Here is a 16,640-nt window from a genome sequence, read left to right as displayed (position 1 = left end):
TCACAAATGAGCCTCGGATTCTAGCGAGTTTGCTTTCCCGGATTATTTTTATTTCACCTGTCGATTCACCGGATCGCCAGACGACTAAGGGTGTCTTCACTATAAAAACCACGGAGAACCACCATGAACTCGCAAACCCAGATCCAGAACCTCATCGAGAACTATCGTCAGGCGGTCATGACCAAGGACATTGAAAAAGTCATGGCCCTGTATGCCGATGACATCGTCTCTTTCGACGCGGTCAAGGCCCTGCAATTCAAAGGCAAGCCGGCGTATCGCGCGCATTGGCAGGCCTGCATGGAAATGTGCCCCGGCCCGCACATCTTCGAATTCCACGAAATCACCATCGAGCCGTCCCAGGAAATTGCGTTCGCTCACTGGCTGGCAAATTGTGGTGGCACCAACGACAAGGGCGAAACCCAGTCCTGCTGGATGCGCGTCACCGCCTGCTATCGGCAAGAAGCCGGGCTGTGGCAGATCGTCCACGAACATTGGTCGGCACCGTTCGACATGACCAGCGGCGCGACGCTGTTCGACCTCAAGCCCTGATCGTCGGGAAGCCGAGCCAGAATGCCAATCAGCGGCCATAGTTGATCGTTCGATAAGGAGAGCGTGATGAAGTATTTATGCCTGGTCTACAGCGATGAGCAGCTGCTGCATTCGCTACCGGAAAGCCCGAAGGACGAAGAGTGCATGGCCTATGCCGAGTCGATCCAGGGCAGTGGCCGGATGGTCGCCGCCGAGGCGCTGGAGTCGGTACAGACCGCCACCACGGTGCGCATGCGCAACGGCAAGATGTCGATCACCGACGGGCCATTCGCTGAAACCAAGGAGCAATTGGCCGGTTTTTATCTGATCGATGCCAAGGACCTCAACGAAGCCATCCAGGTCGCCGGGAACATTCCGGCGGCCCGGGTCGGCAGTGTCGAAGTGCGCCCCGTTCGGCAGTTGAATCCTTAAGATGCCGGGGCTGCCGGTTCAGGCGCAGGTCGAGCGGGTTTATCGCGAAGAGTCGCGGCGGATTCTTGCGACCCTGATTCGCTTGCTGGGTGATTTCGACCTCGCCGAAGAGGCCTTGCACGAGGCGTTTTTCATCGCGGTCGAACGCTGGCAGCGTGACGGCGTGCCGGACAATCCGCGGGCCTGGCTGGTGTCCACCGGGCGCTTCAAGGCCATCGATGCCCTGCGCCGGCGCGCACGCTTTGCCGCGTCGCAGCCCTTGCTGATCGCGCAACTGGAGGAACTGGAGCAGGCCGACTGGAGTGATGAAGACGTGGAAGACGATCGCCTGCGGCTGATCTTCACTTGCTGCCACCCGGCCCTGGCGGCCGACGCACAAGTGCCGCTGACGCTGCGGGAAGTCTGCGACCTGACCACGGAAGAAATCGCCCGGGCCTTTCTCTCGGCCCCGGCCACCATCGCCCAGCGCATCGTGCGCGCCAAGGCGAAGATCCGCGATGCGAAAATCCCTTATCAAGTGCCGACACTCGCTGAGCTACCCGAGCGCCTGGACAGTGTATTGCGGGTGATTTACCTGGTGTTCAACGAGGGGTACTCGGCGTCCATCGGGGCAGAACTGATTCGTGAGGATTTGACCCGCGAAGCGATCCGACTCGGGCGGTTGCTGGTGGAACTGCTGCCGGAACCGGAGGTAATGGGCTTGCTGGCGTTGATGCTGCTGCACGAGTCGCGCCGCCCGGCCAGGACCTCGGCGAGCGGCGAGCTGATTGTGCTGGACGAACAGGACCGTTCGCTGTGGGACGCCGGGTTGATCAGCGAAGGCTGCACGCTGGTCGAGCGGGCGCTGACCATGGGACGCTTCGGACCTTATTGCCTGCAAGCGGCGATCGCAGCGGTGCACGCCGAAGCCCCGACGGCTGGGGAAACCGATTGGCCGCAGATTGTCGGTCTGTATGACGTCCTGCTGCGGGCGGTGCCGTCGCCGGTGATCGAGTTGAATCGTGCGGCGGCGATTTCGCAACGCGATGGTCCACTGGCGGGGCTGACGCTGGTCGACGCCATTCTGGAGCGGGGAGAACTGCTCGACTACCACCTGGCGCATTCGGCGCGGGCGCAATTCTGTTGGCAACTGGGTCGCAAGCAGGAGGCACGGGCGGCATGGGAACGGGCGCTGGCGTTGACCCGACAGGAGCCGGAGCGGCGGTTTATCGAAGAGCGGCTCAAGGCGTTGGATTGAAGTGTCCTTGCTGGCCTCTTCGCGAGCAGGCTCGCTCCCACATTCAGACCTCATTCGCCTGAACACTTCGGTCACCTGTGGGAGCGAGCCTGCTCGCGAATGGCCGCGCCGCTATTCCAGCATCTTGCCCAGCAACCAGCTCCCCGCCGGCCCCGGCGGATTCAGCCGCGACCACAACGCATCCACCGACACCGTTTTCGGCCAGCCGCGCACCACCAGTTCCTGCAACGTACCAGGCCCGAATCGCTCGACCAGCCATCGGGGCAACGGCGCCCAGCCGAATCCGCCCTGGGCCATTTCCAGCAGCATCAGGTAACTCGGCGCCGACCAGACGCGGCCCTTCGCCCGGCTTTCATAGGGATTGATGATGGTGGCCAGACGCAGTTCGCGGTGTTGCTGCAGTACGTCCCGGTCGATGTGGTCCAAGGTCGCCAAAGGATGCGTCGGGGACACGAACAAGGCGATTTCCGTGCGCTCGTCCACCGTCGAACTGACCAGGTCCGGCGGGTAGCTGTCCTGCATTTCGGCGAAGGCAATCTGCGCCCGGCCGCTTTGCACCAGGGACATCAGGTCATCGCATTCGGCGATCAGACACTCGAGCTCCAGGTCCGGGTAACGCTGCTCGAAGGCACTGAGGGCGGCTTCGAAGCGGTCCGACTGATAGGTATCGGACAGCGCCACCGTCAGCTTCGCTTCCACCCCTTGGGACAGTTGGCTGGCGGCTATTTCCAGGCGACTGGTGGCGGCCAGGATGTCTTCGGCCCGTTGCAGCATGACGTGTCCGGCCGGGGTCAGGCCGGGCTTGCGGCTGCTGCGGTCGAACAGCGTCAGGTTCAGGTCGATTTCCAGGCTGGCCACCGCCGCACTGATGGTCGACTGACTGCGGCCCAATTTGCGCGCCGCGGCGGAAAACGAGCCTTGGGTCGCGGCTTCGACAAACGCCAGTAACACTTCGTGAGAGGCCATGAACTATCGCCTTGGTCGATGGTTATTGGTTAGGAAGTATCGGTGTGCTGATGGATCATGGCAACCACAGTCACCCAAGGGAGTTCGGCCATGAGCGCCAACAAATCCATTACTGAACGTATTTTTCAAGCCATCGGCTTCGAACTGCTGGCCATCCTGATCTGTACCCCATTGCTGGCCTGGATCATGAAGAAACCGATGCTGGAAATGGGCATGGTCACCATCCTCATCGCCGGCCTGGCCCTGGCCTGGAACGTGGTCTTCAACGGTATGTTCGATCGGCTGCTCAAGCGCCTCGCCATCGCACACAACGCCTGGGTCCGCGTGGTGCATGCGCTGTTGTTCGAAGGCGGACTGGTCGCCCTCGGTGTGCCGTTGATCGCCTGGTGGCTGAATGTCAGCCTGTGGCAGGCGTTCTTGCTGGATATCGGTGTGTTGCTGTTCTTCCTGCCGTACACCTATGTCTACCACTGGGTGTATGACGTGGTTCGGGAGCGGATGCTGGTGACTCGTGAGGTTTGCTGAGTGCCGTTTTTGTGGCGAGGGCGCTTGCCCCCGTTCGGCTGCGCAGCTGGCGTAAAACGATTGAGTACGGAATGTCCGAAGAAACCGGTTTGCAGGGTATGGGGCGGCTGCGCCACCCAACGGGGGCAAGCCCCCTCGCCACAGTTGATCAGTGTGTCAGGTGATGACGGGGACTCAATAATCCTGCTGCTTGCGAAACGCCCAGCGCCCGGCGATCACGGTAAAGGTCGCGACCAGCGCCACCAGGATCCAGAAACCCTGCGGGTCATCCGCCAGCGGAATGCCGCCGACGTTCATGCCGAAGAAACCGGCGATGATGTTGATCGGCAGCGCCAGCACCGTCACCACCGTCAGGGTGAACAGCGTGCGGTTGGTCTGTTCGTTGATGTTGGCGGCGATCTCTTCCTGCAACAACTTGATCCGTTCACCCAGCGCCGTGAGGTCGTTGATGATCAGCGCGAACTCCTCGGTGGATTTGCGCAGCTCCTTCACGTCTTCCTTTTGCAGCCATTGCGGTGGCCGGTTGAGCAGGCGCAGCAATGAGCCTGGCTCCAGCGCCAGCAGCCGTTGCAATCGCACCAGCACCCGGCGATTGGCGCCCAGTTCAGCGCGGTTGGTCGACAGCCGCGAGGACAGCAATTGGTCTTCGATCTGGTCCACGCTCTGACTGGTCTTGCGCACGATCTGGGTCAGCACCTCACCCTGGTCGCGCAGCAAATGCACCAGCAGCTCCAGCGGGGAGCGAAAGCACTCCCGGGCCTTCACCGACGAGCGCAATTTGTCTACCGAGTGCAGCGGTTGCAGGCGGGCGCTGATGATCAATTGACTGCGGGCGCACACCCACAGGGTCGAGACATCCGACGACACCATGTTGCTGAGGTTGAACACCACGTCGTTGACCACCGCCAGCAACGCGGAGTCGACATGCTCGATGCGCGTAGAACGTGAGCCTTCGTGCAGCGCTTCGAAAAATTCCTCGGGCAACTCCAAATGGCTTTTCATCCAGCGCTCGCACGCGGCGTGGGCGAGGTTCAGGTGCAGCCAGAGAAATTGCTCATCGCTTTGCGGCTGTTGCAGGTACTGCAAGGCCTCGGCGGAATTGATTTCCCGACCGACCTCACCGGGGCGAAAACTGAAACCGTAAAGCAGGCCGAACAGATCCGTGTCGCGATGGCTTTGATCGATGCTGTGGTTCATGAGGACTCGCAAGGGGAGGCGCCTGTCACGTGTTTTACAGGTTCACTTGAGCGGCATCATCGCAAACGGGAATGACGTTTTTGTGACAGAAAAACAACGCAAAAAATTGTTCTACCGGCGGTCGGGATTTTCTCAAGAACCGCTCTGGCTAGCCGATCACGCTTGGGTTAAGTTGCGCGCCGCAGGCCTCGGCCGGGACCGCAGACAGGGATGTCCGGACACTTTTCACGCCTTAACGGGCGTGCCCCATTCCTGTCATGAGTACCCTGCGATGCTTTTGCAAAAGTCCCTGAGAGCACAAATTCTCGCCCTGCTGAGCGGCAGCCTGCTGGCGATGCTGTTGATCGCCCTGGCGTGCTTTCACTTCCTGTCCAGCGGCGTGCAGAACTACGCCAGTCTGATCGAAGGCCCGCTGCACACCTCGCAATTGATCGATGAAGCCAACCTGCAATTCAAGGTGCAGGTGCAGGAATGGAAAAACGTTCTGCTGCGCGGCAAGCAACCGGCGGACCTGAGCAAGTACTGGGGGCAATTCGAGGAGCGTCAGCGCGATGTGCAAAACATCCTTGGCGAACTGGCTGCGCAGAAGGGCATAGAGCCGCAACTCAAGAGCCGCATCGAGCGCTTGCGTGACGAACATCGCCAGTTGGGCGCGGCCTATCAGAAGGGCCGGGACGCGTTCGTGGCCGCCGGTGGTGACCCTGCGGCGGGCGACGCGGCGGTCAAGGGTGTGGACCGCGCAACCAGCGATCAGATGAGTGAACTGGTCAGCGAGTTGCGCAAGCAGGGCGCCGAGCAATCGACACTGATCAGCGCCAGTGCCGAGCGCACGGTGTTGCTGGGGCTGGTCGTGATGCTGGTTTCGGGGGTACTGATCGGCCTGCTGAGCCTGTGGCTGGTCAACCGCAACCTGGTCGAGCCGATCCGCAAACTGATCGAATACGTGGCGCAACTCAGCCAGGGGCGTATTGCCGAGCGCGTGGCCAGCACCCGTCAGGACGAGTTGGGCAAACTGGCGATGGCCGCCAACACCCTGCGCGATTTCCTCGCCGAAACCTTCAGCCGTTTGCAGCGCAGCGCGTCGGACCTGGACAGCGCCAGCGGTGAGTTGAACTCGATCGCCACCGTGATGGCCGGCGGCACCAACGAGCAGTTCAACCGCACCGATCAGGTGGCCACGGCGATGAACGAAATGTCCGCCACCGCACAGGAGGTGGCCCGCCATGCCGCCGAAGCGGCGCGGGCCGCCGACGATGCCGACCAGTCCGCCCAGCAGGGCGAAAAAGTCATGCAGGGCACCATCCACACCATCACCCAGATGCGCGGCGAAATCGCCAACACCGCCACGGTCATCCGCCAACTGGAAACCGACAGCGGACGCATCGGCAAGGTTCTGGAGGTGATTCGCGGGATCGCCGAACAGACCAACCTGCTGGCACTCAACGCGGCCATCGAAGCGGCCCGCGCCGGTGAGGCCGGACGCGGATTCGCTGTGGTGGCCGACGAAGTGCGGAGCCTGGCCCAGCGCACGGCGGCGTCGATCATCGAGATCAACCAGATCATCCAGACCGTGCAGACCGGTGCAATCGAAGCGGCCCAGGCGATTGAAAGCGGTCAGTCGCGCAGCGAACAAAGCGTGCAGCAAGTGACGGAGGCCGGCGCCATGCTCGAACGCATCACCCTGGCCGTGGAAGCCATCCGCGACATGAACCGCCAGATCGCCACTGCCGCCGAAGAGCAGACCTCGGTGGCCGAAGACATCTCGCGCAACCTCACCGAAATCACCAGCATCGCCAGCACCAACCTGGACAACGTGCAGCGCACTGAAGCGGCCAGCACCAATCTGCACGGCTTGTCGGGGCAGTTGAACGAGGTGACGGCGCGCCTGAGCGCTTGAGTCCCGAAAACGCAAAAGCCGCACGATGTTCCCATCGTGCGGCTTTTGTCTGTTTGGGGATTACGTGTCCTGTTTGTTTTCCAGGACCTTGCCGTTGGAGGCATCGATGTCCACATCCCACTCGACGTTCTTGGCGTCACGCAGTTCAACTTCGTACTCGTAACCGTTGAAGTGGTTGTCCAGCTCGGTCTTGGTAATCGTTGCACCCGGATGCAGATCCAGCGCGATCTTGTTCAAGTCTTCCAGTGGCTTGATCTTGCCGTCCTTGACCAGTTGCGGGATCTGATCGACTCGCACATCGGCCTGGGCCAGGCCGGCGGTGAGGGTCAGGGCTGCAGCGGTAAACAAAGCAGTCAGGGTCTTCATGGGCTTCTTTCCTTGGGTGATCTGTTTAAGTGAGATCAGGTTAGCCTGTGTAACTTAATCCACCCTTAAATCCCTCTACATGTCCTGCATCAATCCCTGTGGGAATGTGTGTTCGCCGCAAATTTTGCTGGCACACGCATAACCTGTGGGAGCGGGCTTGCCCGCGAAAGCGGAGTGTCAGTCAACGTGGATGTTGAAACTGATGGCCCCTTCGCGGGCAAGCCCGCTCCCACAGGTTTTGCGCAATTCTGGATCAATACCCGTTGTTCTGTAGCACCTGCGCCACACTCGCCGCCGGGCGTTTATAGAACTTCAACAACTCACTGGCGCGATTGGTGAAAATGCCGTCGACACCGGCGTCCATGACTTTCCGGTAGTCCACCGCATCGTCGATGGTGTAGACGTGCACCAGCAGGCCCTGGTCGTGGGTGTACTGGTTCATCCAGGGTTGCACCAGATCCGAGTAACTCTGGTCGCCACCCTGGGTCAGTGCGGCGGACGGGCCGGTGCCGATGGCGCCCTGGGCCTTGGCGTAGTCGACCCAGTGCTGGAATTCGGCTTTGTCCTTCGGTTGCTGTTTGGCGTAGTAAGCGGCTTTGTCCTTTTCGCCGGACTCGGCAAATGTCACCTTGGACTTGGGCTCGATACTGCCTTCACCGACCCACAACAGCAGGATCTTCGGCACCTTCGGCATCTCTTTTTGCAGCAGTTCGAGGCTGCTCTTCTCGAAAGTCTGCAGGACCACCTTGCCTTTGCCCTGGCCGACCGCCAGCTCGTTTTTTGCCAGTTTCGAAGCGGTCGGGCTCAGCCAGCCCCGGTCCTGAAGTTTTTCCTTGAGGTCGCGTTCGATGCCGGGGAACTGCTTGGGCTCCTTGGTCTCGATGTACAGGCCGGGCTTGTGCAGGCTGTTGCCCTCGGCGATGTCGATGATTTCATCAAGGGTCAGAATTTTCAGGCCCGCGAAGGCGGGACGTGCGCGATCCGGGTACGCGGCATTGAACCAGCTGCCCGCGTCCAGGGTTTTCAGTTCGGCCATGGTGAACGCATTGGCGGGGCTGTCCTTGCGCTCGGGGAATTTGCTGGCGACGTCGGTGGTGCGTTGCAGATTGTTGTCGTGCAGGGCAAACAGCACGCCATCCTTGCTGCGCTGCAGATCCAGTTCCAGGTAGTCGGCGCCCAGGTCGCGGGCAGTCTTGTAGGCGGCGGCGGTGGATTCCGGCGCATCGAACGATGCACCACGGTGGGCGATCACCGCTGGATGCGGAATGCCCAAGCGGGTGGCCAGTGCCGAGGGGCCAGGTTCGCTGGCGGCCTGTGCGTGGCCGAGGCCGAGCAACAGGCTCAGTAACAGGGCGCTTTTAGTAAAGGTTGCGGGCATGGTCGAGATCCTTTCGCAATAAGTGAGCGGTCCCTTTTAACAACTCATCGTTGCAGGCGCTATCACCAGACCGACACAAACCTGTCGAAAGCTGATTTTCGTCAGCGCTTTTGTGCGCCCGTTTGCAGTACGCTGGGGCCCTGCAATTTCCCCGGCAGAGGGAAACGCAGGCCCTGCGTGTAAACCAATGATCACCATTGCGGGGTTTACCATGCGCATCACTTCCCAGCTCATCTGCCAGGCTGCCGACCAGCTCAAAGGCTTCGTCGGCCTCAACCGTAAGACCGGGCACTACATCGTGCGCTTCAGCGAAGACTCGTTCGGCATGGACGTGGCGGACGACGGCATCATCCCTGTCAGCGAATTCGTCTGGGTCGCGGGACCCGGGCAGGTCATGACGCTCAAGCGTGAATTGATCCAGTTGCTGCTGGACCAGAACATCGATGACCGGATCAACATCACCGAGCCGTTGCGGGTGTACATGAACCGGCGGGAAGTGCCGGAGATTTCGGCGGTTCGCAGTCTGGTTCAGGGGTGAGTTTTTGCGGTGAATTGACGGGCCCCATCGCGAGCAAGCTCGCTCCCACAGTAGATCTTTGTCGCGCACAAATGTTGTGACCGACCGGGATCAAAATGTGGGAGCGAGCTTGCTCGCGATGGCGGCCTGAAGAACTCTAAATCAGTTACTGATCGAACCCGTAGGCCCGCTCAACCCGGCACACCCGCGTATGACACCGCGCATACCAGGTCGAGCGCCCACGCTCGCGAATGGCCGCATGCTCAGGATGATGCTTCCACGCCAGGACGGCCGTCTCACTGGCCCAGTACGACACGGTAATCCCAAGCCCATCCTCACCCCGCGCCGACTCCACACCAAGAAACCCCGGCTGTTCGCGGGCCAGTTCCAGCATCCGTGCGGCCGCTTCGGCGTAACCCTGGTCACCCTCGGTGCGCAGTGAAGTGAAGATCACCGCGTAATAAGGCGCAGCTGGCGTATCGGCGATCATGACGAGCGCCCCGCACAGGCTTCGACAAAGGCGCCAACCAACGGCGGCAATACGCCCTTGAGCGCCGCCCGCTCGGGCTGGAACAAGGTCGCGACAAAGAACGGATGACCGCTGAGTTCGACCGCCCGCAGTTCGTGTTCCGAATCGTGGCCGACGGCATGTAGTTCGCGCTTGAGCAACTCCCTTTCGAACTGCGGATTCACACCAAAACGACAGCGATAGCCTTCACGGATCTCGGTGCTTTCGTAGGCCTTGGCGAGCAACGAACCCTCAAGCAAATCAATCGTATCGACCGCTTCCACCAACGCACACGACAGTGGCGTCAGCAGCGCCCGCGCAGCATCGGGATTTGTCTCGCCGTGTTCGGCATCCGACCAGCCCAGTACGTTGCGCGCATATTCCAGCACCGCGTGTTGAAAACCACCGCAGGTGCCGAGGAAAGGTCGCCGTTGTTCGCGGGCAAAGCGAATCGCCAGCAATGCACCGTCCATGCTCCGGTAAGGGCTGGCCGGCACACACCAGAACCCGTCGAATGTGTGCAGCGGTGTCTCGACGTGGATTTCATCGGTGCCCAGCCATTGCCATTGCACGTTCGGGCCACTGTGTTCAGCGGCCATTTCGAGGGCGACGGGAATGGCCTGGTGGGCGGTGACTTGCGGGTCGTAGTCGCCGATCAGGGCGATGCGAATCGGGCGGGTTTCCATGTGGGGCCTCTGCACTTGTTGATTGCTGGTGCCCACTATAGATTGGCGCTCACGCACTCAATATTGGCGTTTTCCCAAGTGATCAATGCAGCGACGCACTATCGGCTGGACTACCCGGACCTGGCCCTGATCCTCGCGCTGGTACGCGGCGGCTCTCTGGCTCGCGCTGCGCAACTGCTGAAGGTGGATGTTTCGACGGTGTTTCGAGCGGTGCGCCGGCTGGAGGGTGCACTGGGTCAGCAACTGTTCGAAAAAAGCCGCGCCGGGTACCTGCCCACCACTCTGGCGCAGTCCCTTGCTGAACAGGCCGAGCGCGCTGAACAGGCTCTGGAGGCGGCGCGCATCGGTGTGGAGCAGGGCGGAGAAGTGATCAGCGGCATCGTGCGCCTGACCTGTACCGATTCGGTCCTGCAAGGTTTGCTGTTGCCGGCGCTGGCGCAGTTCATGCCGAACTATCCGGCGCTGACGCTCGAGCTCAGCACATCCAATGATTTTGCCAACCTCAGCCGTCGGGATGCCGATATCGCCCTGCGCCTGACCCGCACGCCACCGGAGCATCTGGTGGGACGGCGGCTGGCGGACATTTCCTATCGCGTGTGTGCCAGCGAGCGATACCTGCAATCGGTCATTACCCCTGGCCTGGCCTCATTGACCTGGATAGCCCCGGATGACTTCCTGCCTGATCACCCGACCGTTACCTGGCGTCGCCGGGCCTTGCCGGGGGTAACGCCGGGCTATCGCTGCAACAGCATGCTGTCGGTGACCGAGCTGGTCAGGGCCGGCCTGGGTGTAGCGGCGTTGCCGGATTTTTTGATCGGCGACGGATTACAGCCGCTGAGCGAACCCCTGCACGGATACGACACCGCGCTGTGGCTGCTGACCCGTCCCGACTGCCGTGCCTTGCGCTCAGTGGTTACCTTGTTCGATGAGTTGGGGCGGGCGCTGAAACTGCCGTGAAACCGTTCAGGTTCCTGGCTGAAGCTCACTAAAGCCTCAGTGCCGGTTTCATTCTGAAACACATCGCGTCATTCAAATCAGAGCCATCGATCCTTCGACGCCGCCGTCGAACTTGTCATTTATTGCAACTGATAGCAGGCCAGAAACATGTCCAGCGCGGAGTCTGCCACCTGGTGTTGTTCTTCGGGTGACAAGCCTGGTTTGCCCATGGAAATCTGCGGCCAGAAGGCAAACGACTTGAGCAGCCCCTGCACCTGTTGTGCGGCAAAATCAGGGGCAATAACTTTCAACCGACCATCGGCCTGAGCGGCACGAATCCAGACCGTCAGCCCTTCTTCGCGTTCGCCCATTCGCGCCACCATATCCTGCGCCCGCTCCGGCGAATGAATCGTCGCCGCTATCGCCACCCGCGCCAGGTCGAGAAAATTGTCATCGCCCAACATTTGCAGCTTGGCCATCAGCAATCCGCGCAATTGCTCACGCAACGGCAGGTCGGGACGGTAGGCCGTTTCCTGTTCGGCCGTCACCCGGGTCCATAATTGATTGAGGATCTCGGCGAACAACTCTTCCTTGCTGGGGAAGTGGTTGTACACCGTGCGCTTCGACACACCGGCAGTGGCAGCAATCTTGTCCATGCTGGTGATCTCGAAACCGTTGTCACGGAATTCATTGATCGCGGCATGAATGATCGCTTGGCGTTTTCGGTCGGTCAGGCGCTGTGGAGCTGTCATAAGTACGCTTCGGCAGGAAGAAGGGAAGAATTACACTCGGTAGTTTACTTGTCATCGACTTTGATGCAACCTAGAAACTACACTGTGCAGTGTAATGTTTTGTTAACCCTGCCCAGCAAAAATAGAAAGTCCGGCTGATGCGTGCGTGCTTTGGCCATTTATCGTCCCAAAACGGAAAGTCGCGTGATGCGCGGTTTTTCTGGAGTCATTCAGTCATGGCCAATTCAAACTCCCCGGCGGACAACGCCTCCACACCTGAAGCATCCCGACAGGCTCAAGGGCAGTATCAAAACTTTACGCCGGTTCAACGTTTAAGCTTTGGCAAAACCATGGGTGTCCTTTGGAACGTGCTGTTCCACAAACCGCAAAACACCCGCCCGAGTGCGCCCGTCCCGGTGCAAGCCCTGACTCAAGCCGCGCTGATCGCAGCGCCGAACCACAGCGTCTATCGCCTGGGCCACTCCACGGTGTTGCTCAAGTTGCGCGATAAATTCTGGATCACCGACCCGGTCTTCGCCGAGCGTGCCTCGCCCGTACAATGGGCTGGCCCCAAGCGTTTCCACCAGCCACCGATCAGCCTGGAAGAATTGCCACCGATCGAAGCGGTGATCCTGTCCCACGACCACTACGATCACCTGGATCATCAGGCCGTGCTCAAGCTCGCGGACAAGACCAAACACTTCCTTACCCCGCTGGGCGTAGGCGACACCCTGATCAAGTGGGGCATCGACGCGAGCAAAGTCCGCCAGCTGGATTGGTGGCAAGGCACGGAAGTCGATGGCATCCAGTTCATCGCTACCCCGTCGCAGCACTTTTCCGGCCGTGGCCTGTTCGACAGCAACAGTACCCTCTGGGCCTCGTGGGTGATGATCGACGGCGACACACGCCTCTTCTTCAGCGGAGACAGCGGCTACTTCGACGGCTTCAAACGCATCGGCGAACAGTACGGTCCATTCGACCTGACCCTGATGGAAACCGGTGCCTACAACGTCGACTGGCCACACGTGCACATGCAACCCGAACAAACCCTGCAAGCCCACCTCGACCTCAAGGGCCGCTGGCTACTGCCAATCCACAACGGTACGTTCGACCTGTCGATGCACGCCTGGTACGAACCCTTCGACCGTATCCTGGCCCTGGCCTGGGAACGCAACGTATCGATCACCACGCCGCAGATGGGCGAGGCGTTCAACCTGATGCATCCGCAGCGTGGTAGGGCGTGGTGGCTGGCGGTGGAAGGGGAGAGTGATCGGGTGGTCGCTCATAACGCGTAGAGTGATGGGCCCTGTAGGAGCGAGCTTGCTCGCGATGGACGTTAACGATAACGCGTGCTGTCTGAATGATCGCGTTGTCCAGATGTTTTTCGCGAGCAAGCTCGCTCCTACAAGGGGCCATTTATCGTCAGTCAGTGAGTTGGCTCACTCCACCATCGCAAAATCCGCCCGCCCAACCGGATTCGGCGTAGAGCCTTTGACGTTCATCCCTCGACCCGGCGCAAATCCCGGGAAGAACACCAACCCCTCCGATTCGAACCGATAGGCCAGCGCCAGGCGCGTGACATCCAGCACCTCCTGGCGTGCCTCGAAGCGTTGAATGGCCTCCACCGAGACTCGGGACTCCCGCGACAGCTCTTCCACACTCCAGCCCAGCATCGCTCGGGCCTGGGCGCAGTGGGCCGGGGTGAATTGGAAGAGGGCGATACGTTCCAGGGTGATTTTCATCGCTTGAGAGGCCATGGTGTTCTCCGGGCTCGAGAGTGTCGGTTCAAAATATACTGTGTTTTTGTACAGTTGTTTTGAGCCCGGATCAAACGCATTTTTTGATTTGTCTTTTCAGACAGACGAACGGTGCTGCGCTTACTTGCCCGCCAACCCCGGCGCTTCCCGCACGATAAAGTGATCCAGATTCTCGATGTTGGCGCTGAACACCCCGAACGTCTGCTCGGGGTTCTTTTTGCTCGGCACCTGCTTCAGCTCGGGCGTTACGCCATAAAAGAAGCAATACAACTCCCGCCCGCTCTCGATGGCGTGCTTGATCTCCTCCAGGAACGCCTTGCGCTTGCGGTAGCTGTCGATCAGCTTCTTGCTCAGGTAGACATTGACCGAGTAAGGCTTTTTCTCGAACCAGACCTTCTTCTCGAAATCGATGCGAAAGCTCTGGGTGTAGTCCTTGATCTCCTTGACCTTGCCCCAGTAAATCAGCCCCTTGTTGTCCTGCAGGTATTCGATTTTCTTGAAAAACGACCCGTAGGGCGCGGTGTGCTCGCCAATCTTCAGCGGCACGCGCTTGAGCAAATCCTTGTCGTCGAAGTTCGACACAAAACACTCCACCGGATGGGCGAAGACGCTGGTCTTGTCCGGGGCCGATTCCCTGCCCGGTTGCTCGACATTGCTTGCCACCGAAGGCGTCAGCGACTCATCCCGCACCCCGTCCGCCGCGACCTTCGGGCTGGACGGCTTACGCACATATTCACGCCGAGTCAGTAACAATTCCGACGGGAAATTTTCCTCGCGGCGGTCATCCGTTTCCGCCTCATCCACACCCGACGCAGGCGTCTTCAAGCTGACATAAGGGCAGCCCTCGACATGCCGCGTACTCGGCAGGTTCTTGAAGTGCGGCGTACGCACGTAATTCACATTCTTGGCGTTGAACGTGCCCAGCTCATTGGTCGCATCGAACGCCAAACGACAGGCATCGTTGGGGCACTGGAAGTGTTCCTTGGCGGAGTCGAAATCCATCGTCTCGTCGAAATTCAGATCCCGAACGTCGTAGATCGACAACTTGTCGTTGAGGCCGAGGCAATAGGCGAGGTCGAATTTCATGTCGGGTTCCAAATCCTTTAGGTGAACAGCTTCCAGTGATGGCGCATTCGAAGCAATAGCTACACTCAGATCACTTCGATATCGCCGAGCCTGCACAGTCCATCAAAGAGGGCGGTTCATGAGCCATTCAGATGCTTCGCCCCCTCTCCCGGAGCCAGGCCGGATAGCCCGCCGGGATGAACAGACCGGCTGGCGCCGTTGGGTACCGGGGCTGAGCATGCTGCGCGAATACCAACCGGCATGGTTGCGTTACGACATCGTGGCCGGCCTGGTGCTGACCACGATGCTGGTGCCCGTCGGTATCGCCTATGCGGTGGCTTCGGGCGTGCCCGGCATATATGGCCTCTACGCGACCATCGTTCCGCTGCTGTTCTATGCCTTGTTCGGCCCCAGCCGAATTCTGGTGATGGGGCCGGATTCCTCCCTGGTGGCCGTCATCCTTGCGGTCATCATTCCACTCTCCGGCGGCGACCCGCAGCGAGCCGTCGCCCTGGCGGGCATGATGGCGGTCGTCTCAGGCGCGGTGTGCATCCTGGCCGGTATCGCGCGCCTGGGTTTTATCACCGAGCTGCTGTCCAAACCGATCCGCTACGGCTACATGAACGGCATCGCACTGACCGTTTTGATCAGCCAGTTGCCCAAGCTGTTCGGTTTTACGATTGAGTCCGACGGCCCATTGAACAACATAGGGGCCATCGCCTCAGCGGTGATGGAGGGAAAGGTCAACTGGACCACCTTCACTGTGGGCGGGCTCACCCTGGCGATGATCCTGCTACTCAAACGATGGCCGCGACTGCCGGGCATCCTGATCGCCGTGGTTGGCGCGACAGTCGCCGTGGGCGTACTCGACCTTGCGACACGCGCCGGAGTGTCGGTCCTCGGTTCGCTCCCCCAAGGCTTGCCCGGCTTCGCCATCCCCTGGATCACCAGCGCCGATATCGTCCCGGTGTTGATCGGCGGTTGCGCCGTCGCACTCGTCTCGTTCGCCGACACCAGCGTGCTCTCCCGTGTCTATGCGGCGCGGACCCGAACCTATGTCAACCCGAACCAGGAAATGGTGGGCCTCGGCATCGCCAACCTGGCGGCCGGTTTTTTCCAGGGCTTCCCGATTAGCAGCAGCTCGTCACGCACGCCCGTGGCCGAAGCCGCCGGAGCCAAAACCCAAATGACCGGCGTCGTCGGCGCACTGGCGGTTGCGTTGCTGCTGTTGGTGGCACCGGACCTGCTGCAACATCTACCGTCCAGCGCCCTGGCGGCAGTCGTGATCGCCTCGGCCATCGGCCTGATCGAAATCGCCGACCTGCGGCGGATCTATCGTATCCAGCGCTGGGAATGCTGGCTGTCGATCGTCTGTACGGTCGGCGTGGCCGTGTTCGGGGCGATCGAGGGCATCGGCCTGGCCATCGTGATTGCCGTCATTGAATTCCTCTGGGACGGCTGGCGCCCGTACTCCGCAGTATTGGGCCGCGCCGATGGGGTCAAGGGCTACCACGACATCAAACGCTACCCCGACGCACGCCTGATCCCTGGCCTGGTCCTGTTTCGCTGGGATGCCCCCTTGTTTTTCGCCAACGCCGAACTGTTCAGCGACCGAGTGCTGGACGCCGTAGCGGCATCGCCCACGCCCGTGCGCTGGCTGGTGGTCGCCGCAGAACCGGTCACCAGTGTCGATGTGACGTCTGCCGACATGCTGGCTGAGCTGGACGACACCTTGCATGCGGCGGGTATTGAGTTGTGCATTGCCGAGATGAAGGATCCGGTGAAGGACAAGCTGAAGCGGTTCGGGTTGTTTGCGCGGCTGGGGGAGACGGCGTTTTTTCCTACGATTGGGACGGCTGTGGATAGTTATGTGGCGAATTATCGGGTGGATTATGTGGAGGGGGATGAAGGAGG

Annotated in this window: 18 protein-coding genes; 9 read left to right on the top strand and 9 right to left on the bottom strand. The window is 60.6% G+C overall.

Going from position 1 to position 16,640, the window contains the following annotated elements:
* Window positions 1–123 precede the first annotated feature (123 nt).
* The 3 genes from KGA98_RS20565 to KGA98_RS20555 all read left to right on the top strand — a co-directional run bounded on the left by KGA98_RS20565 (window position 124) and on the right by KGA98_RS20555 (window position 2,197).
* Window positions 124–549 carry a YybH family protein gene (locus tag KGA98_RS20565; RefSeq protein WP_223503473.1) on the top strand — a complete coding sequence of 142 codons (426 nt, stop codon included), beginning with the start codon at window positions 124–126 and terminating at the stop codon, window positions 547–549.
* 66 nt (window positions 550–615) lie between these two features.
* Window positions 616–960, top strand: a complete 345-nt coding sequence (locus tag KGA98_RS20560; protein WP_102670306.1) for a YciI family protein — start codon at window positions 616–618, stop codon at window positions 958–960.
* A 1-nt stretch (window position 961) separates the two neighbouring features.
* Window positions 962–2,197, top strand: a complete 1,236-nt coding sequence (locus KGA98_RS20555) for an RNA polymerase sigma factor (RefSeq protein ID WP_223503471.1) — start codon at window positions 962–964, stop codon at window positions 2,195–2,197.
* 111 nt (window positions 2,198–2,308) lie between these two features.
* On the opposite strand, the gene KGA98_RS20550 is transcribed toward KGA98_RS20555, so the two are convergent.
* Window positions 2,309–3,163, bottom strand: a complete 855-nt coding sequence (locus tag KGA98_RS20550; protein WP_057713582.1) for a LysR family transcriptional regulator — start codon at window positions 3,161–3,163, stop codon at window positions 2,309–2,311.
* A gap of 90 nt (window positions 3,164–3,253) precedes the next feature.
* Here KGA98_RS20550 and KGA98_RS20545 point away from each other — a divergent pair, with 90 nt between their 5' ends.
* A complete protein-coding gene (locus KGA98_RS20545; protein ID WP_057713583.1) occupies window positions 3,254–3,688 on the top strand; it encodes a multidrug/biocide efflux PACE transporter in 435 nt (144 codons plus the stop codon).
* Between the two features lie 174 nt (window positions 3,689–3,862).
* Here KGA98_RS20545 and KGA98_RS20540 read toward each other — a convergent pair whose 3' ends face one another.
* Entirely contained in the window at window positions 3,863–4,885 is a 1,023-nt protein-coding gene (locus tag KGA98_RS20540; protein WP_223503469.1) for a transporter, read from the bottom strand.
* A gap of 271 nt (window positions 4,886–5,156) precedes the next feature.
* Here KGA98_RS20540 and KGA98_RS20535 point away from each other — a divergent pair, with 271 nt between their 5' ends.
* Window positions 5,157–6,782: a methyl-accepting chemotaxis protein gene (locus KGA98_RS20535; protein WP_223503467.1), complete on the top strand. Its 1,626-nt coding sequence runs from the start codon at window positions 5,157–5,159 to the stop codon at window positions 6,780–6,782.
* Window positions 6,783–6,842: 60 nt separating this feature from the next.
* On the opposite strand, the gene KGA98_RS20530 is transcribed toward KGA98_RS20535, so the two are convergent.
* Window positions 6,843–7,148, bottom strand: a complete 306-nt coding sequence (locus KGA98_RS20530; protein WP_057713587.1) for a PepSY domain-containing protein — start codon at window positions 7,146–7,148, stop codon at window positions 6,843–6,845.
* Between the two features lie 253 nt (window positions 7,149–7,401).
* The gene (locus KGA98_RS20525) at window positions 7,402–8,526 is read right to left on the bottom strand and encodes a glycerophosphodiester phosphodiesterase (protein ID WP_223503465.1); all 1,125 of its coding nucleotides are present in this window, start codon (window positions 8,524–8,526) and stop codon (window positions 7,402–7,404) included.
* A 211-nt stretch (window positions 8,527–8,737) separates the two neighbouring features.
* Here KGA98_RS20525 and KGA98_RS20520 point away from each other — a divergent pair, with 211 nt between their 5' ends.
* Entirely contained in the window at window positions 8,738–9,064 is a 327-nt protein-coding gene (locus KGA98_RS20520; RefSeq protein ID WP_102670370.1) for a DUF2025 family protein, read from the top strand.
* A gap of 145 nt (window positions 9,065–9,209) precedes the next feature.
* On the opposite strand, the gene KGA98_RS20515 is transcribed toward KGA98_RS20520, so the two are convergent.
* Together KGA98_RS20515 and KGA98_RS20510 are read right to left on the bottom strand one after the other, a co-directional pair.
* Complete coding sequence (locus tag KGA98_RS20515; RefSeq protein WP_223503463.1) at window positions 9,210–9,533, bottom strand: antibiotic biosynthesis monooxygenase family protein; 324 nt, start codon at window positions 9,531–9,533, stop codon at window positions 9,210–9,212.
* Window positions 9,530–10,237 carry a CTP synthase gene (locus KGA98_RS20510; RefSeq protein WP_223503461.1) on the bottom strand — a complete coding sequence of 236 codons (708 nt, stop codon included), beginning with the start codon at window positions 10,235–10,237 and terminating at the stop codon, window positions 9,530–9,532. Before KGA98_RS20510 ends, KGA98_RS20515 begins: the two co-directional genes overlap by 4 nt.
* 15 nt (window positions 10,238–10,252) lie before the next feature.
* Here KGA98_RS20510 and KGA98_RS20505 point away from each other — a divergent pair, with 15 nt between their 5' ends.
* On the top strand, window positions 10,253–11,194 hold the full coding sequence (locus KGA98_RS20505) for a LysR family transcriptional regulator (RefSeq protein ID WP_223503459.1): 942 nt from the start codon (window positions 10,253–10,255) through the stop codon (window positions 11,192–11,194).
* A 119-nt stretch (window positions 11,195–11,313) separates the two neighbouring features.
* Here KGA98_RS20505 and KGA98_RS20500 read toward each other — a convergent pair whose 3' ends face one another.
* On the bottom strand, window positions 11,314–11,925 hold the full coding sequence (locus tag KGA98_RS20500) for a TetR/AcrR family transcriptional regulator (protein WP_090457358.1): 612 nt from the start codon (window positions 11,923–11,925) through the stop codon (window positions 11,314–11,316).
* A gap of 215 nt (window positions 11,926–12,140) precedes the next feature.
* Between KGA98_RS20500 and KGA98_RS20495 the strand changes: the two genes are divergently transcribed.
* Window positions 12,141–13,199: an MBL fold metallo-hydrolase gene (locus tag KGA98_RS20495; RefSeq protein ID WP_154860386.1), complete on the top strand. Its 1,059-nt coding sequence runs from the start codon at window positions 12,141–12,143 to the stop codon at window positions 13,197–13,199.
* Window positions 13,200–13,343: 144 nt separating this feature from the next.
* On the opposite strand, the gene KGA98_RS20490 is transcribed toward KGA98_RS20495, so the two are convergent.
* Both KGA98_RS20490 and KGA98_RS20485 read right to left on the bottom strand, forming a co-directional pair.
* Window positions 13,344–13,661 carry a hypothetical protein gene (locus KGA98_RS20490; protein WP_007978167.1) on the bottom strand — a complete coding sequence of 106 codons (318 nt, stop codon included), beginning with the start codon at window positions 13,659–13,661 and terminating at the stop codon, window positions 13,344–13,346.
* 120 nt (window positions 13,662–13,781) lie between these two features.
* Entirely contained in the window at window positions 13,782–14,747 is a 966-nt protein-coding gene (locus KGA98_RS20485; protein ID WP_223503457.1) for a hypothetical protein, read from the bottom strand.
* A 118-nt stretch (window positions 14,748–14,865) separates the two neighbouring features.
* Here KGA98_RS20485 and KGA98_RS20480 point away from each other — a divergent pair.
* The coding region (locus KGA98_RS20480) for a SulP family inorganic anion transporter (protein WP_223503455.1) at window positions 14,866–16,640 on the top strand (1,775 nt) is incomplete at its 3' end.

The organism is Pseudomonas sp. BF-R-24 (assembly GCF_019947335.1).
In the GTDB taxonomy this organism is placed as follows: Bacteria; Pseudomonadota; Gammaproteobacteria; order Pseudomonadales; family Pseudomonadaceae; genus Aquipseudomonas; species Aquipseudomonas jessenii.
Note: the sequence above shows the minus strand (reverse complement) of the source record. Positions and strands in the feature narration are given on the sequence as shown.

What these genes read in the sequence shown, in the direction of transcription:
- KGA98_RS20565 (WP_223503473.1), top strand. Translation starts at nt 124, where the DNA reads ATGAACTCGCAAACCCAGATCCAGAACCTCATCGAGAACTATCGTCAG.
- KGA98_RS20560 (WP_102670306.1), top strand. Translation starts at nt 616, where the DNA reads ATGAAGTATTTATGCCTGGTCTACAGCGATGAGCAGCTGCTGCATTCG.
- KGA98_RS20555 (WP_223503471.1), top strand. Translation starts at nt 962, where the DNA reads ATGCCGGGGCTGCCGGTTCAGGCGCAGGTCGAGCGGGTTTATCGCGAA.
- KGA98_RS20550 (WP_057713582.1), bottom strand. Translation starts at nt 3,163, where the DNA reads ATGGCCTCTCACGAAGTGTTACTGGCGTTTGTCGAAGCCGCGACCCAA.
- KGA98_RS20545 (WP_057713583.1), top strand. Translation starts at nt 3,254, where the DNA reads ATGAGCGCCAACAAATCCATTACTGAACGTATTTTTCAAGCCATCGGC.
- KGA98_RS20540 (WP_223503469.1), bottom strand. Translation starts at nt 4,885, where the DNA reads ATGAACCACAGCATCGATCAAAGCCATCGCGACACGGATCTGTTCGGC.
- KGA98_RS20535 (WP_223503467.1), top strand. Translation starts at nt 5,157, where the DNA reads ATGCTTTTGCAAAAGTCCCTGAGAGCACAAATTCTCGCCCTGCTGAGC.
- KGA98_RS20530 (WP_057713587.1), bottom strand. Translation starts at nt 7,148, where the DNA reads ATGAAGACCCTGACTGCTTTGTTTACCGCTGCAGCCCTGACCCTCACC.
- KGA98_RS20525 (WP_223503465.1), bottom strand. Translation starts at nt 8,526, where the DNA reads ATGCCCGCAACCTTTACTAAAAGCGCCCTGTTACTGAGCCTGTTGCTC.
- KGA98_RS20520 (WP_102670370.1), top strand. Translation starts at nt 8,738, where the DNA reads ATGCGCATCACTTCCCAGCTCATCTGCCAGGCTGCCGACCAGCTCAAA.
- KGA98_RS20515 (WP_223503463.1), bottom strand. Translation starts at nt 9,533, where the DNA reads ATGATCGCCGATACGCCAGCTGCGCCTTATTACGCGGTGATCTTCACT.
- KGA98_RS20510 (WP_223503461.1), bottom strand. Translation starts at nt 10,237, where the DNA reads ATGGAAACCCGCCCGATTCGCATCGCCCTGATCGGCGACTACGACCCG.
- KGA98_RS20500 (WP_090457358.1), bottom strand. Translation starts at nt 11,925, where the DNA reads ATGACAGCTCCACAGCGCCTGACCGACCGAAAACGCCAAGCGATCATT.
- KGA98_RS20495 (WP_154860386.1), top strand. Translation starts at nt 12,141, where the DNA reads ATGGCCAATTCAAACTCCCCGGCGGACAACGCCTCCACACCTGAAGCA.
- KGA98_RS20490 (WP_007978167.1), bottom strand. Translation starts at nt 13,661, where the DNA reads ATGGCCTCTCAAGCGATGAAAATCACCCTGGAACGTATCGCCCTCTTC.
- KGA98_RS20485 (WP_223503457.1), bottom strand. Translation starts at nt 14,747, where the DNA reads ATGAAATTCGACCTCGCCTATTGCCTCGGCCTCAACGACAAGTTGTCG.